Annotated in this window: 13 protein-coding genes and 2 pseudogenes; 6 read left to right on the top strand and 9 right to left on the bottom strand. The window is 59.3% G+C overall.

The genetic code is table 11. The features are described 5' to 3' along the window. From NTW95_07000 to guaA, 5 genes and pseudogenes are all read right to left on the bottom strand, one after another. On the bottom strand, positions 1-1,923 hold a 1,923-nt coding region (locus tag NTW95_07000; GenBank protein ID MCX6557162.1), incomplete at its 3' end, for a sulfatase-like hydrolase/transferase. Between the two features lie 164 nt (positions 1,924-2,087). After that, entirely contained in the window at positions 2,088-3,119 is a 1,032-nt protein-coding gene (locus NTW95_06995; protein ID MCX6557161.1) for a low specificity L-threonine aldolase, read from the bottom strand. 54 nt (positions 3,120-3,173) lie between these two features. Beyond that, positions 3,174-4,097, bottom strand: coding sequence for a PP2C family protein-serine/threonine phosphatase (locus NTW95_06990; protein MCX6557160.1), 924 nt, complete (start codon positions 4,095-4,097; stop codon positions 3,174-3,176). A gap of 5 nt (positions 4,098-4,102) precedes the next feature. Then, a pseudogene (gene dnaE / locus NTW95_06985) lies at positions 4,103-7,570 on the bottom strand (DNA polymerase III subunit alpha). After that, complete coding sequence (gene guaA, locus NTW95_06980; protein ID MCX6557159.1) at positions 7,567-9,099, bottom strand: glutamine-hydrolyzing GMP synthase; 1,533 nt, start codon at positions 9,097-9,099, stop codon at positions 7,567-7,569. Before guaA ends, dnaE begins: the two are co-directional and overlap by 4 nt. Before the next feature lie 807 nt (positions 9,100-9,906). Here guaA and mutM point away from each other — a divergent pair. The 3 genes from mutM (at position 9,907) to NTW95_06965 (ending at position 12,430) form a co-directional block, all read left to right on the top strand. Further along, positions 9,907-10,710 (top strand): DNA-formamidopyrimidine glycosylase, encoded by an 804-nt coding sequence (mutM, locus tag NTW95_06975; protein MCX6557158.1) that lies wholly within the window; start codon positions 9,907-9,909, stop codon positions 10,708-10,710. A gap of 81 nt (positions 10,711-10,791) precedes the next feature. Next, a complete protein-coding gene (locus NTW95_06970) occupies positions 10,792-11,967 on the top strand; it encodes an ATP-binding protein (protein MCX6557157.1) in 1,176 nt (391 codons plus the stop codon). Between the two features lie 196 nt (positions 11,968-12,163). After that, positions 12,164-12,430 (top strand): hypothetical protein, encoded by a 267-nt coding sequence (locus tag NTW95_06965; GenBank protein ID MCX6557156.1) that lies wholly within the window; start codon positions 12,164-12,166, stop codon positions 12,428-12,430. Positions 12,431-12,478: 48 nt separating this feature from the next. Here NTW95_06965 and NTW95_06960 read toward each other — a convergent pair whose 3' ends face one another. From NTW95_06960 to NTW95_06945, 4 genes and pseudogenes are all read right to left on the bottom strand, one after another. Beyond that, complete coding sequence (locus NTW95_06960) at positions 12,479-13,504, bottom strand: tetratricopeptide repeat protein (protein ID MCX6557155.1); 1,026 nt, start codon at positions 13,502-13,504, stop codon at positions 12,479-12,481. 79 nt (positions 13,505-13,583) lie between these two features. Continuing rightward, positions 13,584-14,681, bottom strand: coding sequence for a serine/threonine-protein kinase (locus tag NTW95_06955; protein MCX6557154.1), 1,098 nt, complete (start codon positions 14,679-14,681; stop codon positions 13,584-13,586). Between the two features lie 6 nt (positions 14,682-14,687). Further along, on the bottom strand, positions 14,688-15,701 hold the full coding sequence (locus tag NTW95_06950) for a phosphatase PAP2 family protein (GenBank protein ID MCX6557153.1): 1,014 nt from the start codon (positions 15,699-15,701) through the stop codon (positions 14,688-14,690). A 107-nt stretch (positions 15,702-15,808) separates the two neighbouring features. After that, positions 15,809-16,171: pseudogene (locus NTW95_06945) on the bottom strand (acyl-CoA thioesterase). A gap of 105 nt (positions 16,172-16,276) precedes the next feature. Between NTW95_06945 and NTW95_06940 the strand changes: the two are divergent. The 3 genes from NTW95_06940 to nifJ all read left to right on the top strand — a co-directional run. Then, positions 16,277-17,221, top strand: coding sequence for an endo alpha-1,4 polygalactosaminidase (locus tag NTW95_06940; protein MCX6557152.1), 945 nt, complete (start codon positions 16,277-16,279; stop codon positions 17,219-17,221). An 89-nt stretch (positions 17,222-17,310) separates the two neighbouring features. Beyond that, positions 17,311-18,081 carry a hypothetical protein gene (locus tag NTW95_06935; GenBank protein MCX6557151.1) on the top strand — a complete coding sequence of 257 codons (771 nt, stop codon included), beginning with the start codon at positions 17,311-17,313 and terminating at the stop codon, positions 18,079-18,081. Between the two features lie 188 nt (positions 18,082-18,269). Next, the coding region (gene nifJ, locus NTW95_06930) for a pyruvate:ferredoxin (flavodoxin) oxidoreductase (protein MCX6557150.1) at positions 18,270-21,768 on the top strand (3,499 nt) is incomplete at its 3' end.

Here is a 21,768-nt window from a genome sequence, read left to right as displayed (position 1 = left end):
TTCGATGCCCCGGCGGATCATGGCGGTGGCCTTCTCGTACTCTCCTTGCAAGAAATAGATTTCCCCCAGCTTCTTGCAGGCCTGTCCGTTGGCATTGTCCAGGGCCAGGCATTTTTGCAGGGCAACAATGGCCGATGCGAATTTCCGCTGGCCTGTCAAAACATCACCCTCCTCGTTGAACAGCGCCGGGTCATCGGGGAAGAGTGTGCGAAAGCGCTTGATCTCGTCCAGGCAGCGTTGCCACTCGCCCAGTTGTTTGAGGCAGTGAAGCACGTTCAGCATGGCGAAGTTGTAGTCGGGACGTCGCCTCAGCACCTCCTCGAAGGCATCCAAGGCGGGGCGGAATTTGCGCTGGCGGAAGAGGAGGTTGCCGAGCATCATGTGCGCGTCCACCATTTCGCTGTCACCGGCGATGATCGATCCGACCAGGGCGACGGCCTCGTCCAGGCGGTCCTTGCCCATCAGCTGCTTGGCCGTGTCCAGCCGGTTGTACAAGTCGATCTTTTCCTTGGGATCGATCAAACCGGTCTTGCCCGCGGTGTCGACGCTGGTGGTGACATAGCCCAGAGCGGCGAGCTTCTCCATGGCGTCGCGGTCCAGCTTGCCGGTTCCGGGCGGCGCCAGCGCCGCTTTGCCCATGCGCTGCTGAAAATCGGCCAGACCGCGCCGAAGCTGGAGCGCCGTGAACGACTGGCGTTTTTCCAGGTTGCTCGCCTCGGCCCAGTCGGCCGGCAGGTCGTACAACTCCGCTTTCGGAGCCTTGATGAATTTCCACTTCCCTGAGTAGAGCGCGGTCAGCTCCGACCAGCCGAAATGAAGCCGCGGGTAAAAGGTCTCGGTATATGCCGAATCGAATCCCGTCTCAAAACGGCCCAGCATCAAGTTAAGCAGCGACCGGCCTTGGAGCGCGCCGGGCTGGGGAATATTCAGCATAGCGAGGATGGTCGGCACGATGTCGACATGCTCGACGATGCGCCCGACGCGCGCGACCGGGAAGTGGCGCGGGGCGCGGATGATCAGCGGCACGCGCACGGTGCTCTCGTAGATGAAGAAGCCGTGACCCTGCTCGCGGTGCTCGCCGAGGCTCTCGCCGTGGTCGCCGGTGACGACGATGATGGTGTTGTCCCAGAGGTTTTCCCTTTTCAGGAAATCGAAGAACTTGCCCAGTTCGGAATCGAGGTAGGCGACTTCGCCGCGGTAGGGATGATCCGCATAGAGCTCCCGGAAGGGAGACGGCGGCTCATAGGGGGTGTGGGGATCATAAAGATGGATCCAGGAAAAAAAACGCCTGCCTTTGTTCTCATGCAACCAGGTCTCGGCTTCGCCCAGGACTTCGTCGGCGCGTTTCTGCACTTTGTCCAGCGAAATGGACTTGTATTTGACCAGGTCGAAATTGTCGGCGAAATGGTCGAATCCCTGGTTGATGCCCCACTTGGAGTGCAGCACGTAGGCGGCGATGAAGCCGGCGGTGGCCATGTGTTGCCGCTGCAGGGTCTCGCTGATCAGTTCAAGTTTGTCGGGCACCAGGAAGCCGCCGTTGTCGCGCACCTGGTGGTACAGCGGATAGGTCCCGGACAGGATGGTCGTGTGGGCCGGCAGGGTGAGGGGGGTTTGCGAGATGCAGGTTTCGAACCGCGTTCCTTCGCCAGCCAGGCGGTCGAGATTGGGCGTTTGAACATTGTCGCTGGAGTAGCACGAGAGGTGGTCGGCGCGCAGGGTGTCGAGCGTCAGCAGGATGACGTTGCAGCGCGGCAGCTGCCGGAGCAGGAGCCTCGTGGCGATCGCCGGGCGCAGCAGGATATAGACGGCGGCCAGCAGCGCCGTCGCGACAACGGCGGTGACCAGCATGCGCCGGCCCTTCCCCGTTGCCGGGTGAACGGCCGATGCCGTCTGCGTTTGCTTCTCGCCTTTCGTTTTCTTCATGGCAGAAATTCCACAAGGTAGCGCCTGTCGTTCCGCATCATGACTGTTCCATTGGTTTTCCCACTTTCACTATATAATATAAAAATAAAAAAATTGAAATAGACATAAAGTCACATTTTGAAAATTAATCCGTTTGGTTTAGAAGCCGGCGAAGCGCTTGATTCCTAGCCGCAGCTCTCCGTGATGGTGGTGGCGAACTTGGCGATGTCTTCCTCGGTCGTGCTGAACGAGGTCATCCAGCGCACTTCGTTCTTGTCCTCGTCCCAGATGTAGAAGAAATATTTTTTCAATAATTTATCGATGGCGGGGCGGGGGAGGCTGGCAAAGACGGCGTTGGCCTGGACCTTTTGGACGATCCTCACTCCGGGGATCTCTTTCACCTGCCGGGCCAGCAGTTGGGCCATGTTGTTTGCATGGCTGGCGTTCTGCAGCCAGAGCTCGTCGGTGAGCAGCGCCGTGAGCTGGGCGGAGATGAAGCGCATCTTGCTGGCCAGCTGCATCGACTGCTTGCGGATGAAGATGGTGTCCTTGCTCAGCTCGGGGCGGAAGCAGACCACCGCCTCGCCCAGCAGCAGTCCGTTCTTGGTGCCGCCGAAGGAGAGGATGTCGACCCCGGCGCCGCCTGAGATCTCGCCCAGTCCCTTTTCCAGATGGGCGGCGGCATTGCATATCCGGGCGCCGTCCATGTGCAGGGTGAGGTTGTGGCGGTGGCAGAAATCAGCGATCGCTTTCACCTCATCGACGCTGTAGACCGTTCCCAGCTCGCTGGCCTGGGTGATGGAGACGACGGCGGGCTGGACGCGGTGCTGGTCGAGCCTCCCTTGCAGCTGGCGGCCGATGTCGTCGATGGTGAGTTTGCCGTCGGCCGTGTGCACGGCCAGCAGCTTGCAGCCCGTGCCCGCTTCGGGCGCACCGCACTCGTCGGCGTTGATGTGGGCGTGCGCGGAACAGATCACGGCCTGGAACGACCGCGCCAGGGTGGAGATGGAGATGACGTTGGCGCCGGTGCCGTTGAAGACGGGGTAGACGTCGGCCGTTTGGCCGAAATGCTCCTTGAATTTTTCGATCGCCGCGGCGGTGAAGGGGTCGAGGCCGTAGGCCACGGCCGGGCCGCGGTTGGCAACGGCGATCGCCTTCAGTATTTCCGGGTGCACTCCGGCATGGTTGTCGCTGCCGAACATGGTGTTGACGTTCATGCGTACCTCCTAGCGTGTGCTACTGCACCGCTGTGGCCTTGGGCCAATAGCTGGTCATATCTTCTTGATGATCACCAAGGTGATGTCGTCGTCGGGCCGGTCGTTGAAGGCGAACAAATCGTCCTTGATGCGCTGGAAGATCTCGCGTGCCGGAAGGTGCTTGTTCTCGCGGAGCCGCTCCTCGAGGCGGCCAGGGAAATATTTGTTGCCTTCGGCGTCGCGGTGGTCGCTGAGGCCGTCGGTGTAGAGAATGAGGATGTCGCCCCGGCCCATGAGGTTGATCTCGTTGATGGTGTACTTTTCCTTGACCCCGAGCAGCGGCACGGAAATCTCGCTGTTGCCCGGCGAGGGCATGGTGCCGATCTGCGGGAACGAGACCAGCCGGTCGTCGCTGATGGCGACCAGGCGGTCGAACTCGTTGGAGAAGACCTTGGGCGGGGGATGGGCGGCCGAGATGAAGCGGAAGGTGCCGTTGGCGGAGATCTCGCCGTAAACCACGGTCAGGCTCTTGGAGATTCCCGAGGAGTTGAAGAAGCGGGTGTTGATGTTTTCCAGCAGGTTGGGGGTGATCTCGCCGAAGAATTGCAGCTCGTAGGAGACGCCGAGCAGGAAGGCCTGGTGGAAGACCGAGGCGATGAAGGCCGAGCTGAAATCGTGCCCCTCGACGTCGAGGACGGCGATGCCGGCGCGGGCGGCAGTGGCGCGCAGTTTTTTCTTCAGGTTTTCCGGCGCCTGGCGGATCAGTTTTTCCATCTTGTAGCGCTTCTTGAAGTCGATGTAGATGATGTGGTCGCCTCCCGCTTGGCGGTTGCGCGGCAGCGCTTCGCCGTAGACGTCGATCCAGGGCACCTCGGGCAGCTCGCTGGGCGGCGGGTCGAAGGTGCGCGCCAGGTCGCTGAAGCGCTCGAGCTCCCGTTCGAGGAAGCGGATGCGCTGCTCGGCTTGGGCGAGACGTTCGTCCTGGCTGGTGTTGTTCATGGCGCTCAAAAAAGGATTTCGATCGAGTTCGGGCCGGTCAGCTTCTCGATGTCCTTCTTCATCGAGGCGGTGGCCTTGATCCCCTGCCCGGTTTCGGAGTTGATTACCACCCGGGCCTCCTCGCCGCGGTTGATGACGATCATGTAGGGGACCGAGTCGCGGTTCTTTTCCAGCTTCTGCTGCAGCTTGTCGTTGAAGCCCTCGTCGATCTGCTCGTAGGCGATGGTGATGACGATCTTGCGCGCTTTTTTCTTGAGCATGGCTTCGAGTTCCTGCAGGCTCTCCAGGTATATGTTGGCTTCCTCGCTCTCCGGCATCCGGCCCTCGAGGAAATAAGGGACATCTGGGCGCAAGGTCTTCTTGAGGGTTTCCCAGCGGTCCTTGAAGCAGAGCACCTTGATGCGCCCGCTCAGGTCCTCGAAGAAGATCTCGCCGTAGGCGTCGCCCTTTTTCGAGGTGCGCGGGGTGAACTCGGTGACCACGCCGCCGAGCTTGATGATCTCGCCCTTGAACTCCTTGTTCTGGATGGCCAGGATGGAGGTGTTCGAGACCTTGCTGATCTCGCTGCTGAATTTCTCCAGCGGGTTGTGGGTGACGTAGATGCCGGCAATCTCCTTCTCGCCGGCGATCATCTCGCTCTCCGACCACTCCTCCAGCTTCATGTTCTCTTCCGGGATGTAGGAGTCGGCGATCTCCTCCAGGAACAGTTTTTTCTGGTTGCGGCTGCGGTTTTTCTCAATGGCCGCGGAGCGCTTGATGATGTCGCCGACGCTCTCGAACAGGGTGCGCCGCTTCAGGTCGAAGCAGTCGAAGGCGCCGGCCTTGACCAGGCTTTCCAGCACCGTCTTGTTGACCCGGCTCAGGTCGACGCGGGCGACGAAATCGTTGAAGCTGCGAAACGGGCCGCCCTCCTGGCGGGCCTTGAGCATGGTCTGCAGGGCGTTGCTGCCGACGTTCTTCAGGCCGATCAGCCCGAAGCGGATGGCGTTGGCCGTTTCGACGTGAAAATACTCGTGGCTGTGGTTGATGTCGGGCGGCAAGATGTCGATGCCCATCTTCTTGCTCTCGGAGACGTACTGGATGATCTTCGAATCGGTCGAGGTCTTCTCCGACTCGGAGCTGAGGTGGGCCGACATGAAGTAGACCGGGTAGTGGGCCTTCAGGTAGGCGGTCTGGTAGGCCAGGTAGGCGTAGGCGGTGGAATGGGACTTGTTGAAGCCGTACTCGGCGAAGGTCTTCATCTGGCCGAAGAGCTCCTCGAGTTTTTTCTTGTCGCAGCCCTTTTTCGCCGCCCGCTCCAGGAACTTCTTCTCCTGGGCCGGCATCTTGCTCACGTCCTTCTTGCCCATGATCTTGCGCAGCTCGTCGGCCTCGCTCATGGAAAAGCCGGCGACGCGCACCGAGATCTGCATGACCTGTTCCTGGAAGACGATGATGCCGTAGGTGTCCTTGAGGATCTCCTCGAGGTCGGGGAAGATGTAGGTCACCTTTTCGCGGCCCAGCTTACGGTTGACGTAGATGTCGGCCATGCCCGACTGCAGCGGCCCCGGCCGGTACAGGGCGTTGAGCACGATCAGGTCCTCGATACGCGTGGGCTTCGTCTTCTTCAGGTAGTCGCGCATGCCCGAGCTCTCGAACTGGAAGATGCCGTCGGTGTCCCCCTTCTGGAAGACCTTGAACGTCTTGCCGTCCAGCAGGTTGATGTTCTCCAGGTCGATGGTCACCCCCTGGCTCTCGCGCACCTCGCGTATGATGTTCTTGATGATTGTCAGGGTTTTCAGCCCCATGATGTCCATCTTCAGCAGGCCGATGTTTTCCACCTCGTCCTTTTCAAAATGGGTGGTAATGTCGTCGCGGGTCTTGTAGAGCGGCATGTACTCGGTCAGCTTGCGGGGGGCGATGACCACGCCGGCGGCGTGCATGGAGGTGTGGCGGATGTTGTTCTCCAGCTTCAGCGCGTAGTTGATCAGCTTGACCGTCTGCGGGTTGTGCTTGATCTCGCGCTGCAGCTCGGGGTTCTTTTCGATGACGTCCTGCAGCTCCACCTTGGGGCCTTCGGGGATCATCTTGGCCAGGCGGTTGACCTCGGACAGCTTGATCTACATCACCCGGCCAATGTCGCGGATGGCCATCTTGGCCTTCATGCGCCCGAAGGTGACGATCTGGGCCACGTTGTCCTCGCCGTACTTGGAGCGGATGTACTCGATGACCTCGTCGCGGCGCTCGCCGTCGAAGTCGATGTCGATGTCGGGCAGGCTGACGCGCTCGGGATTGAGGAAGCGCTCGAAGATCAGGTCGTATTCCAGCGGGTCGATGTTGGTGATGCCCATGGCGAACGCCACCAGCGAGCCGACCACCGAGCCGCGGCCGGGCCCGACCGGAATGTCGTTCTTCTTGGCGAAGCAGATGATGTCCCAGACGATCAGGAAGTAGCCTGGGAAGCCCATCTCGCGGATCTTCTCGATCTCGTAGCGCAGCCGCTCCTGGTATTGCTCGTCGCTGTGCTTCAGGTGCTTGGCCTTGGCCAGGTACTGGTGGGTGATGCGCTCGAAACCCTCCAGGCAGATCTTTTCGAAATAGTCGTCGATGGTCAGCCTCCCCGGCACGACGAAGCTGGGCAGGAAGTATTTCTTGAGCTTGAACTCGAAATTGCAGCGCGAGGCGATCTCGAAGGTGTTGTCCAAACAGCCGGGGACGGCGGCGAACAGCGCGGCCATCTCCTCGCTGGATTTGAAATACAGCTGCTCGCTTTCCATTTTCATCGCCCGGTCGGGGTTGCTGATGACGTCGCCCGTTTGCAGGCAGATCAGGATCTCCCGGGCGTCGGCGTCCTCCTGGTTCAGGTAGTGGACGTCGTTGCTGGCCACAAGCGGGATGGACAGGCGGCCGGCCAGGTCGATCAAACGGGGCATGACCTGCAGCTGCTCGGGCATGCCATGGTTCTGGAGTTCGATGAAGAAGTTATCCTTGAAGACCTCCCGGTACCAGCGGGCCGCGGCCTCGGCCTTGTCCTCCTGGCCGCGCAGCAGGTGGTGCGGGACTTCGCCCTGGATGCAGGAGGACATGACCAGCAATCCCTCCTTGTATTTTTCCAGGATCTCCTTGTCGATGCGCGGCTTGCGGTAAAAGCCCTCCAAAAACGAGGCGGTGATCAGCTCGCACAGGTTGCGGTAGCCCTGATCGTTCCTGACCAGCACCAGCAGGTGGTAGTAATTGAGCTCGTCCTCGCGGCGGTTGGGCTTGTCGAAGCGTGAGCCCGTCGCCAGGTACAGCTCGGAGCCGATGATCGGCTTGATCTCGCTGGCTTGCGCTTTCTTGAAGAAATTGACCGCCCCAAGGATGGAGCCGTGGTCGGTCAGGGCCACAGCCGGCATCTGGAAGGCGAGGGTCTTTTTCAGCAGGTCGTCGATCTTGAGGGTCGAATCGAGCAGGCTATACTCGGAATGAAGATGCAGATGGATGAAGCTCTTCATTCCCATTCGATGGTGGCCGGCGGCTTGGCGGTGATGTCGTAAACGACGCGGGTGACCTGGTGGACCTGGCGCACGATGCGGTTGGCGGCGGCGTCCAGGACCTCGGCCGGCAGGGCGGCCCAGTTGGCGGTCATGCCGTCGGTGCTGGTGACGGCGCGCAGGGCGATGACCTGGCCGTAGGCCCGCTCGTCGCCCATGACGCCGACGCTGCGCACCGGCAGCAGCACGGCGAACGCCTGCCAGGTCTTTTCGTACCAGCCGCTGCGCTTCAGCTCGCTGATGAAGATATCGTCGGCCGACCTTAGGATGGACAGCTTGGCCGGGGTGACGTCGCCGAGGATGCGCACCGCCAGTCCCGGACCCGGGAATGGGTGGCGGTTGAACAGGTCGGCGGGGATCTGGAGCAACCGGGCCACTGCGCGGACCTCGTCCTTGAAAAGGAACTTGAACGGCTCGATGATCCGCCCCTGCTTCTCCAGCCGCCGCACCTCCGGCACCCGGTTGTGGTGAGTCTTGATGGTTTGCGACGGGCCCTGGACCGGGTTGCTCTCGATCACGTCGGGATACAGGGTGCCCTGGACGAGGAAATCGAAATCGGGCAGCCCCTGGTAGAAGACGTCGATGAAGGTCTTGCCGATGATCTTGCGCTTGCGTTCCGGATCAGCGACACCTTTGAGGTTGCGCAGGAAGCGGCGGCTGGCGTCGATGTAGGTGACGTTCAAGCCCAGGCGCCGGCGCAGGTTGTGCAGCACCTCCTTTTCCTCGTTCAGGCGCAGCAGGCCGTTGTTGACGAAGATGGCGGTGACGTTCTTTCCCAGCGCCCGGCGCAGCAGCACGGCCAGGGTGGTCGAATCGACGCCGCCGCTCACACCGAGCACCACGCGCTTTCCCAGGCATTGCTCGCGCAGCCGTTCGCTCTCTTCGGCGACGAAGTTCTTCATGTTCCAGGTCCTGGCGGCGCCGGTGATGGTGAACAGGAAATTGGCCAATATCTTCTTCCCCTCCTGGGTGTGCTTGACCTCGGGGTGGAACTGCACGGCGAAGATGCGGCTTTTTTGGTTCTCGATGGCGGCGACGGCGCCGTCGCTTGAGCGGGCGATGACCGTGTAGCCGGGGGCGGTGCGGGCGAGCGAATCGCCGTGGCTCATCCAGACCGTGCTGCGCGCCTTGACCTTGGCGAAAAGGGGGGAAACGGCGCCGACCAGCAGTTCGGCCTGGCCGTATTCGCGCCGGGTCGAGCGTTCCACCCGGCCGCCCAGAGTCTGGGTGATCAGCTGCATGCCGTAGCAGATGCCCAGTATCGGAATGCCCAACCCGAACAAATCGCGGTCGACCCGCGGCGCCCCGGCAACGGTGATGCTGGCCGGTCCGCCCGAGAGGACGATCCCGGCCGGAGGCGCTTCCCTGATCCTGTCCAGGCTGAAATCGTAGGGGCGGATCTCCGAGAAAACGCCGAGCTCGCGCACGCTCCGGGCGATGAGCTGGGTGTATTGCGAGCCGAAGTCGAGGATCAGGATTTTGTCTCTCATGGATAGGGAATTGTAGCAGATAACCCCCGGCCGTTCAAGACGGAATTTTCGGCAAATTTGAAATTAATTCGTGGGTTTACGGGTCGTGGGGGTTCATTAGGCTGTAGGGGTTCAATATGCCTGTAGGGGTTCAATAAGATATCAATGAAATTCGTATTGAACCCCTACAATTGATGCCGGGCGATATCGTATCGACCCCTACATTTTATTGCGGATGATCTTGTATTGAACCCCTACATCTGATCTATTTCGTTTTTAAATCTATTTTTTTCGGATTTTCCTCATCGATTTCCCAATTGGCCGGATTGTTTCTGATATATTCTTAAATCCTTTTTAATTCGCTGTCATCCCGGATGATACGGTCATAAAAATTTCTTTGCCAGATGAATTGATCGAATCCGTTTTCATTGCAGCGTTTGGTGACGGCTGTTTTATAGGTGCGGATAATCGAACCGATCGATTTCGGGACCATGTGTTGAAATGAATGGAATCGGGGTTTAATGGATTGTAGAGATATAATAGACGGTAGGGGTTCAATATGATCTTCCGGAATTTCGTATTGAACCCCTACACCTGATCTGGCATTGTACGGGTTCAATATAGTCACAGTATGGTTTCAGCAAGTTCAGTATTCTGCTGAAACCATATAGTGTGACTATACTAGCACTAGATGTTTTTGGCGACTTTCTGAATGGCCAAAAACATAGTGTTAGTATGATATCAATGGATTTCGAATTGAATCCTACATTCTGTTGCCTCTGCCGCGGAATTGACAGCCACCGGTTTCTTGGAATATATTGTCATGAAATGCCCGAATTGCCCGAAGTCGAGACCATCGTCCGCCAGCTGCGCCGGCGCATCGTCGGCAAGACCGTCGCCCGCGTCCGCGTCCATTGGCAGCGTTCGGTCCAGGGGGATGCGAAGGAATTCAGGCGCCGGCTGGCTGGGATGACCATCCAAACCGTCAGCCGGCGCGGCAAATTCATTGGTTTCGAATTGCACGACAAGACCTTTTTCACCATCCATTTGCGCATGACCGGCAAGCTGGTGCAGGCGCTCGCCGCTGTCGACCGCAAGCACTTGCGCCTCTCCCTCGAATTTGACGACGGCACGGCCCTGCATTTCGTCGACGCCCGCAAGTTCGGTCGTTTGCGACTGTGGCCCTGCCGAAGTCAATCCTGCCCAGGCCTGGGGCCCGAGCCGCTGAAACCGGATTCAGTCCTGTCGGTATTATCGGGGCTTACAACCCGACGACCGATCAAGAGCGTCCTGCTCGATCAGGCCGTCCTGGCCGGGATCGGAAATATTTACGCCGATGAGGCGTTATACGCGGCCGGGATCCGTCCCCTGGCCCCGGCCTGCCGCTTGAGCGGCGGCCAGAAGCTGAAGCTGAGCCGGGCCGTGCCCAAGGTGCTGCGCGACGCCATCCGCCGCAACGGCACCACCCTGCGCGACTACCGCACCGTGGCCGGTCGCAGCGGCAAAAATCAGGAGTACCTCAATGTCTATGGCCGCGCCGGCCAGCCGTGTTTTACCTGCAGCGCGTCTATCGAAAAAATCCGTATTTCCGGCCGCTCGGCCCACTTCTGCCCCCAGTGCCAGAAGTTGTAAGATGTCGTAAAACGTGTACAATAATTATATTTACGACGTGAATCGGTTGACATTTTAATAATTACGACATATCATTAAGTTATGTTGATTCAAAGACTTTTAACTATTCCCTGGAATAAAAATATTTTTCTCTTTGGTCCCAGGCAAACCGGGAAAAGTACGTTGATCAAAAGCCAGTGTCTGGATGAACAGACACTCTATTTCGATCTGCTCCAACAGGATGTGTATCGCCGCTTCCTTTCCCGGCCTGAAACTTTCCGGGCCGAAGTGCAGGCCGCCGTAAAGGACAAGAAGTTCACGCGGGTGATTGTCGATGAAGTGCAGAAGGTACCGATGTTGCTTGATGAAATTCATGCCTTGATTGAATCTGGCAGCGGTTGCTCTTTTATTTTAAGCGGCTCCAGTTCGCGTAAATTAAAGCGTCAGCACGCCAATATGCTGGCCGGCCGGGCCTGGACATTTTTTCTTTATCCGCTTTCCTCCCTGGAGTTAAAGTATCGTTTTGATTTGCGATCGGCACTGCAATTTGGCACATTGCCGAGTGTTTTTTTGGAAAACATTGAAGAGTCAAAACAAGAGATGCTCCGTTCCTATGTGGGAACCTATTTACATGAAGAAATTGAAATGGAAGCTAATATTCGCAACCTGGGAGGCTTCTTGCGCTTCCTGCCCATAGCCGCAGCCCAAAATGGGGAATTGCTCAATTATGCCAATCTGGCAAGGGAAACGGGGGTCACTGCCCATACAGCGCGCGAGTATTTTAAAATTCTGGAGGATACCTTGCTTGGTTTTTTTCTTTTCCCCTTTGCCAGATCGATCCGCAAAAGACTGGTCAGTCATCCCAAATTCTATTTTTTCGATACCGGCGTAGTCACGGCGCTGACCAACCGCTTGCGGGTGGATTTGGCTGATCCGGGTTATGAATTCGGGCGCGCTTTTGAACATTGGGTGATCCTTGAACTCATCCGCCTGAACCACTACCTGCGCCTGGATCTGCGCTTTTCTTTTTATCGCACCGAGCGGGGCGCCGAAGTGGATTGCATTATTGAGAGCCCCAATCAAAAAGTGTTCGCCGTGGAAATCAAGGCTACGGACAATCCATCTTCATCCATGCTGCGGGGACTCCATTCCTTTGCAGAAAAAATGCCGCAAGCGCGTCTGATTTTGGCCTGCCGGGTACCCCGGCCGCAACGCCTGGGAAAAGTCGACATCCTGCCCTGGGAAGATATGCTGGCTTTGATTCGCTCTGAAGCGTAATTCTTTACACTTGCTAGGAAATGGACCGCCATCCTGATGATAGATCGCCGTTCCGCCATTTCTGTCATTGCTGCCAGAGAGAAACTTAAGGAATTTGAGCTTTTTTGAGAGCTGTGGTAGAATGCCTGTAAATGCAGGAGAGGATATGCTTTTGCCTTATGCTCTGCGATTTTCAAGGTTCGGGAATAATTGAACAATGATTGAGAGCATCAAAAATAAAGTCTGGGATGTTTTGATAGGGAAAGAAGTTTCTTTGGCCATGCTCTATGATCGCGAGGGCCGGATCCTTTGGCACCGTGGACGCGAGATCAAAGGCCAGACCATCATGGATGGCCAAGGTTTCTCGAAAAGCTGCGCCGAAGCGGCGCTAAAGCAGGGGGCGGCAAAAGAGGACGGCGTGGCCATCACCCGCACAGTCGGCGACTTCCCGATTCAGCGCGCTTGCTGTATGTCAAAAACGTGATGGTCGTCCCGGCCGGCGTGTCCCTTTTCCTTTATGTCGACGGCGGTGTCAAAGCCGGTTTTTCTCCCGGCGATAAATATACAGTTCCCCGATATTGGTCGTGGTGGAGCTGATCAAGTACGGGCTGCCGGTTTCGCGCCAGATGTCCAGCGATCTCATGTAGAAGCGCAACGCCCGCTCATAGTCTTTTAGATCGACATAGGCGCCGGCCATGCTGTCAAGAACTCGGCCGACGTTATTTTTGTCGCCGACCTTTTCCGATAGCGGCAGCGCATCGTTGTATGTGGCGAGGGACTCCTGCGTTTTTTTCAAGTGTCCATACTCCAGACCAATATTGCTCAGGGTGATGGCCGTGTTGGCCAGATCCTTCTTGTCCCGATAAACCGCCAGCGCCAGTGATTGATTATAATATTCAAGGGCTTTTTCATGATTTCCCAGATCGGCGTAGACCGTACCTATATAACTTTTCGTGTTGGCGATATGCGCCGGGTCGCCGAGTTTTTCCTGTATGGCCAAAGCCTGGAAAAAACAAGCGAGCGCCTTGTCCAGCTCGCTTTGATACACATGGATGATGCCAATGTAACTGGTGGCAACCGCCATCCCTTTTTCGAAGCCGGCGTCCCTGGCCAGGGTTAGCGCCTGTTCATAGTACTCCTGCGCCTTGGCGAAATCTCCCATGTTTTCATAGACCGATCCGATATTTTTTATGCAGTCGAATTGCTTCGTCGTGAGGCGCAATTCTTCGAAGAGCTTTTCAGCTTGGCTGTAGGAGGAGATGGCATCCTGGCTCTCGTTGCGGTCCAGATAGCCGCCTCCCATGTAAAACAGCGCTTGGGCTTCCTGGCGGCGGTCATGCGACTGGCGTGCCAACGCCAGAGCTTCCTTGCCATATCGGATCTGCTTGAGCGCATCCTGGTTATTGCAGGCGGCAGCCAGGAGGTTCAGTAATTCCAGCCGCGCATTGCCGCTGCTGCCGGTGAGTTTTTTTTCGAGATCGGCGATGTCTCCGCTAGCCGCGGCAGCGACTATGGCGGCCGATAAGAAAAATATGACCAAAAAGCGTCTGAACAGCATTATCTCTCCTTTGTCCGGCCCTGTGAAATCGTAGATTATCGACTATTCGTCCGCTTGTCAACGCAACTGAAATTTTCAATCAGATCTTAGCGAGCAGCGACGACACCCAGGAAACGATCGCGCGTCCGAGGGAGAGGAGCAGGCCCGGGATGCGCTCGTAGTTGAAAAAGGCCCAAACCACCACGGCCAGGACCAGCAGCAGGTTCAGGAGCAACAGGCGCCGGGGGTTGCGCTTGGGCCTCGGCCGCGGGCGGCTGGCGTGGCTTTTTTCGGAATCGCTTCTGCCGCCCTCGATGCTCAGGCGGGTCTTCTCGCGCTCCTTGGCCGAGGGCAGGCCGGCGAAATTCTCGCGGCCGACCCGGGGCAACTTGAAGGGCTTGAGCAGCGGCTTGATCAGCTCGCGCCATTCCGCTTCGCTGCCGACGCGTTTGTCGCGCTCCTTGGCCAGCATGCGCTCGATCAGCGGCTGGCAGTGGGCCAGTTCCCCGGGCAGCCTGGGGATGGGCTCGTTGATGTGCTTCATGACCACCGACATGGTGTGGGTCCCCTTGTAGGGCGGGGTGCCGCTGATCATCTCGTACAGGACGACCCCCAGGCTGTAGATGTCGCTGCGGCCGTCGACGCGCTTGGCGTTGAGCTGCTCCGGACTCATGTAGCGCGGCGTGCCCAGGCTGGTGCCCGAGCGGGTGATCTGGCTGGTGGCCTCGAGGACGCGGGCGATGCCGAAATCGAGGATCACCGGCGTGCCGTCGGCGCGGAACATGATGTTGTCGGGCTTGACGTCGCGATGGATGAAGCCCTTGCCGTGGGCGTAGAACAGGGCGGCGGCGATCTGGTTGATGATGGTCAGGGACTCCTGCAGGCCGATCGGCTTGCGCTGGCGGATGCGCGCTTTCAGGCTTTCGGGCAGGAACTCCATGACCATGTAGTGCAAGTCATTGATCTTGCCCGTGCCATGGATGCGGACGATGTTGGGATGGTGGAGGCGGGAAATGGTCTGCGCCTCCTTGATGAAGCGCCGGACCGCGACGGCGTTGGCGAAACGGCTGCGGGCCAGGACCTTGACGGCCACCAGCCGGGAATGCTTCAGGTCGACGGCGAGGAAGACCTCGGCGGCGCCGCCGCTGCCCAGGAATTTTTTCAGTTCGAAATTGGGGATCTTGGGAAATGGGGGCATCGCTGTCTACCGGTTCGCGTCCCCCGTTCGGGTTTCCTTTTTATAGAGCCCCAGGCGCAGGAACAGCGGCACCGCGATCTGGAAGGCCAGGAAGCAATTCAGGGCGGAGGAAATGAAGCGCGGCCAGGAACCTGCCGGGATATGGAGCCAGGCCGTTCCCAGGCTCAGGAGCCAACCGAGCAGCAGGAAGATCAGGCCGCCGAGCAGCACCCGAACGGCGCGGACCGGCAGCGCTGCGCCTTCATCAAGGGGACCCTGCCTCAGGATCATGGTGAAGGCGGCGTTCAAGCCGATGAAAAAACCGGCGAGCGTAGCTGAAACCGCGGAAAAGATGAACAGCAATACAGGCAGGATGAACATCGCCGCGGCATACGCCAGCTGCGGCAGCGCCGCGCCGAGCCGGGCGACAGCGAAGAACCGCTCCCGGCCGCCGGCGTCGCCGACGAGGCGCCAGGCGAGCAGCAGCACCAATCCGCCCAGGACGGCGCCGCTGAGGACGTCGCCCAAGAAGTGCACCCCCAGGTACATGCGGCTGAGGGCGACCAGGCAGATGGCGATGGGGGCCAGCCAGGCGAGCCCGCGCTTGCGGAAAAGGACCGCCAGGCCGCCCCAGAGGGCGATGCTCCCCGAGACGTGCCCCGACGGGAAACCGAAGGAGAGGTGCTGGAGGCGGAAGGCCTCGATGGCCGCGCGCGGTGGCAGGGAAAAGAAACAGGAAGCGCCCTGGGCCTTGAGGGCGGTGACCGCATCCCAGGTCGGCTCCAGGCACCGGACGCGGCTGTCGACGAAAAACGGCCGCGGCAGCCCGAATAGCTCCTTGCACAATTCGCTGGCCATGCCCGTCCAGGCGAAGAACTGAAAGAGCAGGAAGCCTTTGCGCAGGCTGATCCCCATCATGACGGCGATGACCAGGATGATGACGAAGCCGTGGTAGCCGGTGGCCGTGATCTGCCTCATCAGCCAGGTCAGCCAGTCCGAACGCAGGGCCTGCAGGCCAATCATGATTTCGGTTTGGAACATTTTCCCTCCGGCATGGTGTGGTTTTCAACCGTCTGCTTCGGGCCGGCGGCCGTCTTCGGCGGCAAGCCCAGGCGGTGGACATCCAGAATGTCCTCCGGCCTGACCGGCCTGCCGTTTTTCAGGCAGATCCCGGTCACCCGGGCTTCGACGACGGGCTTGTTGTCTGGCAGGCGGACGATCGTTTGCTCGAAGACCACCTTCAGCGGGCCCTCGCGCTGGACCCGCAGCGTCACGGTGAAACGGTCGCGGCTGCGCAGCGGGGACCTGTAGTCTATTTCGATGCGGGTGACGATCAAATCGCTCCCCTGCCCGTGCAGGGTGGCGAAATCGATGTCGCGCGAGAGCAGGAATTCATGGCGGGCGTGCTCCAGGTAGTGCTGGTAAATGGCGTTGTTGACGATGCCCTGCAGATCGACCTCGTAGTCTCGGACCTTCAATTCGATGCTGAAATCATGTCCCGCTTCGTTCATCTCTTTTCCCAAAGGTCCTATTGTCCTTCAGGCGCACCGGGAATGTCAACTGCTCTTCGCTTGTCCGCAGTTCTTTTTTACTATAAGATAAATGCGGAGGTGCCGATGGGTAAAAAATTCTTTCCGCTTTTTTGTCTGTCGATTCTATTGCTCTCCTGCAACAGCGACGACCCTTCGAATCCCGGAGACAACGAATATCGCGCCCACATGCGGGGCTTTGTCCAGGCCATTGCCGTCCGCGCCCGGAACACCGCCGGCGCAAGCTTTGGCATTTTTCCCCAGAACGGCTGCGAATTGACCGCAGACTCAAGCTATCTGGCCGCGATCAACGGTTCAGGCAACGAGGACGTTTTTTACGGCTACACCAACGACAACACTCCGACGCTCAGCGCCGATAGCGAATATTTCCTCGGTTATTTAAAGCCGCAGGTGAGTGCCGGCAAGCTGGTGCTGGTTACCGATTATTGCACCAGCCGCTCCTATGTCGATGACAGTTATGCCCAATGCGCCGCCAACGGTTTCGTGGGGTACTGCGCGGTTCGCGAACTCGATGCCATCGTCAACAACGGGCATATGCCGACGGCGGCCGACAGCCACGATTGCCGGAAATGGAGCGATGTCAAGCATTTTCTTTATGTGATCAATCCCCGGAATTTTTCAAGCGCGGCCGCATTCATCAATGCCGTCGCCGCCACCTATTACGACCTGGTCATCATCGACGCTTATTTTGAAGATCGCGCACTCAGCGCGGCCCAGATCGATGCCCTCAAAACCAAGCCCGACGGCAAACGGCGCCTCGTGCTGGCCTACATGAGCATCGGCGAGGCCGAAGACTACCGCTGGTACTGGCAGTCGGGCTGGACTCCGGGCCACCCCGACTGGCTTGGCCAGGAAAACCCGGAATGGGAAGGCAACTACGCGGTCGCCTATTGGCAAAGCGAGTGGCAGGCGATCATATTCCAATATGCCGATATCGTCATGGCCGCCGGTTTCGACGGTTTGTACCTCGATAAAATCGACGAGTATGAATATTGGGAGGAAAAAGGCTGAAAAAACTGCCGTGGAATGGAGCTTGATCTTTTTTCTTGATTTCCTATTTTAAAAATTTGTTATACAATACCAAAAAAGGAGGAAACAACATGCCAGACAAGGGGACGACAAAAAAAATAATCCAGGTGGAAGGCGGGGAGAGTCCGGCGGCGGCCAGGGAGTCAAGCCCCTTCGTGGCCAGCGATGAGAACAAGGGCAAGGCGAAAAGCCTGCGCCTGTTCGCGATCATTTCCTGGATCGTGGCCATCGGCCTTGAAGTCGGCGCGATCCTGCTGCTCAGAAAACCACCCGTCACGATGGCCTGGCTCATTGCCCTAATCGCGGCGGATCTCATCTTCGCCGTCATCGGCAACCTGCTGTGGAAGAACGCGAACAAGCTCAGTCCCGCCTCGGAAAAGGATCCGGTGCGGTTCTTCATCCAAAACCAGCTGGGCGCCATCATCAGCGTCATCGCCTTCCTGCCCCTGGTCATCCTCATCTTCACCAACAAGGACCTGAAGGGGAAGCAGAAGGGGATCGTCGGCGCCATCGCCGTCATCGCCCTGCTGATCGCCGGCGCCACCGGCATCGATTTCAACCCGCCGTCCCAGGAAAAGTACGAGGCGCAAACGGCGCAGGTCAAGCAGCTGACCGGCGTCAATCACGTTTTCTGGACGAAATCGGGAACGAAATACCACCTGTTTTCGGATTGCTACCACATCAACACCAACAAGACGGAAGAAATTTTCAGCGGCACGGTTGCCCAGGCGCGGGAATTGAAGAACATCACCGAGCTCTGCAAGACCTGCGAGGAGCGGTGGACGAAGGAAAAAGCCCTGCCCGCCGAAACACCGCCGGTAGCCGAAACTGAAACGAAATAGCCGCTGAAACATCCCTGATCCCAGGCCGCATGGCGGTTGGAAGGGGCGATGTCCGGATTTGACAGGCAATATGTTTATATGTTAACATTTTTTTTAATTAATCCCGGAAAAGACCCAGGAGACACCGGCTCCCGCTGACGATCTTCGGCCTTCGCGGCCTTTTCCCCGAAAACAAGGAGTGAACTAAAATGAGTTTCAAAAAAGCGACCATCGACGGTAATACCGCCGCCACCCACGTGGCCTACGCCTACAGCGACGTGGCGGCCATCTACCCGATCACCCCCTCCTCGGTGATGGGCGAGCTCGCCGATTCCTGGGCGGCCAACGGCCGCAAGAACATCTTCGGGCAGGAAGTGGAGGTCATCGAGATGCAGTCGGAGGGCGGCGCCGCCGGCGCCGTGCACGGCACGCTCTCGGCCGGCTCCCTGACCACCACCTTCACCGCCTCGCAGGGGCTGCTGCTGATGATCCCCAACATGCACAAGATCGCCGGCGAAATGCTGCCCACCGTGTTCCACGTCTCGGCCCGCTCGCTGGCCTGCCAGTCGCTCTCGATCTTCGGCGACCACTCCGACGTCATGTCGGTGCGCAACACCGGCTTCGCCCTCATGGCCGCCGCCTCGGTCCAGGAGATCATGGACCTGGCCATCGTCTCGCACCTGGCCACGCTCGAGTCGTGGGTGCCGTTCCTGAACTTCTTTGACGGCTTCCGCACCTCGCACGAGATCCAGAAGGTGGAGATGATCGACTACGAGACCCTGGCCTCCATGCTCGACATGAAGCTGGTGGAGGATTTCCGCGCCCGCGCCCTCAGCCCGGACCGCCCGGTGCTGAAGGTCGGCCAGCAGAACCCCGACGTCTATTTCCAGGGCCGCGAGACGGTGAATCCCTACTACGCCAAGACCCCGGCCATCGTGCAGAAATACATGGACCTGGTCGGCAAAAAGACCGGACGCCACTATAAGTTGTTCGACTACGTCGGCCCCCCCGAAGCCGAGCGCGTCGTCGTGGCCATGGGCTCAGCCTGCGAAACCCTTGAGGAGACGGTCGATTTCCTGAACCGCAACGGCGCCAAGGTCGGCCTGATCAAGGTCCGCCTCTTCCGGCCGTTTTCCCAGGAAGCGCTGCTCAACGTCCTGCCCAAAACGGTAAAGAAGATCGCCGTCCTCGACCGCACCAAGGAGCCGGGCGCACTCGGCGAGCCGCTGTACATGGACATGGTCACCGCCATGGCCAACAAGGGGCTGACCATCATCGGCGGCCGCTACGGCCTCAGCTCAAAGGAATTCACCCCGGCCATGGCCAAGGCCGTCTTCGACCACCTCGCCGGCGCCTGCTTCCACGACTTCACCGTCGGCATCAACGACGACGTGAGCCAGCGCTCGCTGCCGTTCGACGAAAGCTTCGCCATCGAAAAGAGCGATACCATCTCCTGCATCTTCTGGGGGCTGGGATCGGACGGCACCGTCGGCGCCAACAAGAACTCGATCAAGATCATCGGCGACCACACCGACATGTACGCGCAAGGGTATTTTTCCTATGACTCGAAGAAGTCGGGCGGCATCACCATCTCCTACCTGCGCTTCGGCAAGAGCCCCATCCGCGCCCCCTACCTGTCGACCTCGGCCGACTTCGTCGCCCTGCATAACCCGGCCTACATCGGCCGCTACGACGTGCTCGCTGGCGTCAAGGCCGGCGGCACCTTCCTGCTCAACTCCGAGTGGGGCAACGACGAGGTGTTCGAGCACCTCACCCGTGCCATGCAGGAGACGATCATCACCAAGAAGATCAAGTTCTTTAACATCGACGCCCTGAAGATATCGGAAGCGGTCGGCCTGGGCAAGCGCATCAACTCGGTCATGCAGGCCGCCTTTTTCAAGATCTCCGGCGTGCTGCCCGGCGATGAAGCCATCCAGCTGATCAAGGATTCGATCAAGAAGACCTACGAAAAGAAGGGCGAGAAGATCGTCACCATGAACTGGGACGCGGTCGACCGCACCAGCGCCGCGCTGCAGCAGGTCAAGGTGCCGGCCGCGGTCAAGGACATCAAGGCTTCTGCGCCGGAACCCAAGCTGATCCCCGACAACGCCTCCGAATTCGCCCGCACCGTCATCGACAAGCTCATGCACCTGAAGGGCGACAGCGTGCCGGTGTCGCAGATGCCGCTCGACGGCAAGGTGCCCACCGCCACCGCCAAGCTGGAGAAGCGCGGCATCGCTCCCCAGGTGCCGCACTGGCTGAGCGAGAACTGCATCCAGTGCAACCAGTGCTCGCTGGTCTGCCCGCATGCCGCCATCCGCGCCAAGCAGATCGAGCCGGCCCAGCTGGCCAAGGCTCCGGCATCCTTCAAGACCGTGAAGTCGTTGACCAAGAATACGAAGAACCTGGCCTACAAGGTGCAGGTCTACATCGAGGACTGCACCGGCTGCGGCAACTGCGTCCACGTCTGCCCGGCCAAGACCAAGGCACTCGAGTTCAGCCCGATCGAGGAGGAGAGGAAGGCCGGCGAGAACGCCAACTTCGATTTCTTCGACAACCTCCCCGACAATATCATGGACGGCACCCAGATCACCCAGTTCAAGGGGGTGCAGTTCCGCAAACCCATGTTCGAATTTTCCGGGGCCTGCGCCGGCTGCGGCGAGACCCCCTACGTCAGGCTGGTCTCGCAGCTTTTCGGCGAGCGCATGATCGTCGCCAACGCCACCGGCTGCTCGTCGATCTACAGCGGCACCTTCCCGACTACCCCCTATTGCGTCGGCAAGGACGGACGCGGCCCGGCCTGGGCCAACTCCCTTTTCGAGGACAACGCCGAGTATGGGCTGGGCATGCGCCTGGCCGTGGACGCCAACCGCAAGCTGCTGCGCAGCGCCGTCGAGAGCCTGCTGGCAAGCGGCACCGACAAGAAACTGGAAGCGGCCCTGAAAAAGAGCCTCGAGCTCTGGACGAACGTCGGCGACGACGCGCAAACCGCGGCCCGGGCGGTGAAGGACCTGCTGCAGGGGGCCGTCAAGACGGCCCCTCCCGAGAAGCAGGCTCTGCTGCGCAAGATCAACGAGCTGCAGGATTACTTCGTCGACAAGTCGGTCTGGTGCATCGGCGGCGACGGCTGGGCCTATGACATCGGCTACGGCGGCCTCGACCACGTCCTGGCCACGGGCAAGAACGTCAACGTCCTGGTCCTCGACACCGAGGTCTACTCCAACACCGGCGGCCAGGCCTCCAAGTCGACGATGCTCTCGGCGGTGGCCCAGTTCGCCTCGGCCGGCAAGCGCACCGGCAAGAAGGACCTGGGGCTGATGTTCATGAGCTACGGCTACGTCTATGTGGCCTCGGTGGCCATGGGCGCCAACATGAACCAGGTGGTCAAGGCCATGCTGGAAGCCGAGGCCTACCCCGGGCCTGCGATCGTCATTGCCTATTCCCCCTGCATCATGCACGGCATCGATATGGGCTTCTCCAGCGAGGAGGCCAAGAAAGCCGTGCAGTCGGGCTACTGGCCGCTATATCGCTACAACCCGGCGCTGGCCGCAGCCGGCAAGAACCCCTTTTTATATGAAAGCAAGGACCCGACCCTGGGGCTGCAGGACTTCCTGGCCAAGGAGATCCGCTTCGCCACGCTCAAGCTGCAGTTCCCCGATGTCGCCGACCGCTTGTACGAGCAGGCCGAGGCCTTCAAGAAAGGCAAGC

This window comes from Candidatus Aminicenantes bacterium, assembly GCA_026393795.1.
Classification (GTDB): Bacteria; Acidobacteriota; Aminicenantia; order UBA2199; family UBA2199; genus UBA2199.
This window is presented reverse-complemented; position numbering and strand designations above follow the sequence as displayed.

What these genes read in the sequence shown, in the direction of transcription:
- guaA (MCX6557159.1), bottom strand. Translation starts at nt 9,099, where the DNA reads ATGAGAGACAAAATCCTGATCCTCGACTTCGGCTCGCAATACACCCAG.
- NTW95_06935 (MCX6557151.1), top strand. Translation starts at nt 17,311, where the DNA reads ATGCCAGACAAGGGGACGACAAAAAAAATAATCCAGGTGGAAGGCGGG.
- NTW95_06970 (MCX6557157.1), top strand. Translation starts at nt 10,792, where the DNA reads ATGTTGATTCAAAGACTTTTAACTATTCCCTGGAATAAAAATATTTTT.
- NTW95_06995 (MCX6557161.1), bottom strand. Translation starts at nt 3,119, where the DNA reads ATGAACGTCAACACCATGTTCGGCAGCGACAACCATGCCGGAGTGCAC.
- NTW95_06950 (MCX6557153.1), bottom strand. Translation starts at nt 15,701, where the DNA reads ATGTTCCAAACCGAAATCATGATTGGCCTGCAGGCCCTGCGTTCGGAC.
- NTW95_06960 (MCX6557155.1), bottom strand. Translation starts at nt 13,504, where the DNA reads ATGCTGTTCAGACGCTTTTTGGTCATATTTTTCTTATCGGCCGCCATA.
- NTW95_06955 (MCX6557154.1), bottom strand. Translation starts at nt 14,681, where the DNA reads ATGCCCCCATTTCCCAAGATCCCCAATTTCGAACTGAAAAAATTCCTG.
- mutM (MCX6557158.1), top strand. Translation starts at nt 9,907, where the DNA reads ATGCCCGAATTGCCCGAAGTCGAGACCATCGTCCGCCAGCTGCGCCGG.
- NTW95_06940 (MCX6557152.1), top strand. Translation starts at nt 16,277, where the DNA reads ATGGGTAAAAAATTCTTTCCGCTTTTTTGTCTGTCGATTCTATTGCTC.
- NTW95_06965 (MCX6557156.1), top strand. Translation starts at nt 12,164, where the DNA reads ATGATTGAGAGCATCAAAAATAAAGTCTGGGATGTTTTGATAGGGAAA.
- NTW95_06990 (MCX6557160.1), bottom strand. Translation starts at nt 4,097, where the DNA reads ATGAACAACACCAGCCAGGACGAACGTCTCGCCCAAGCCGAGCAGCGC.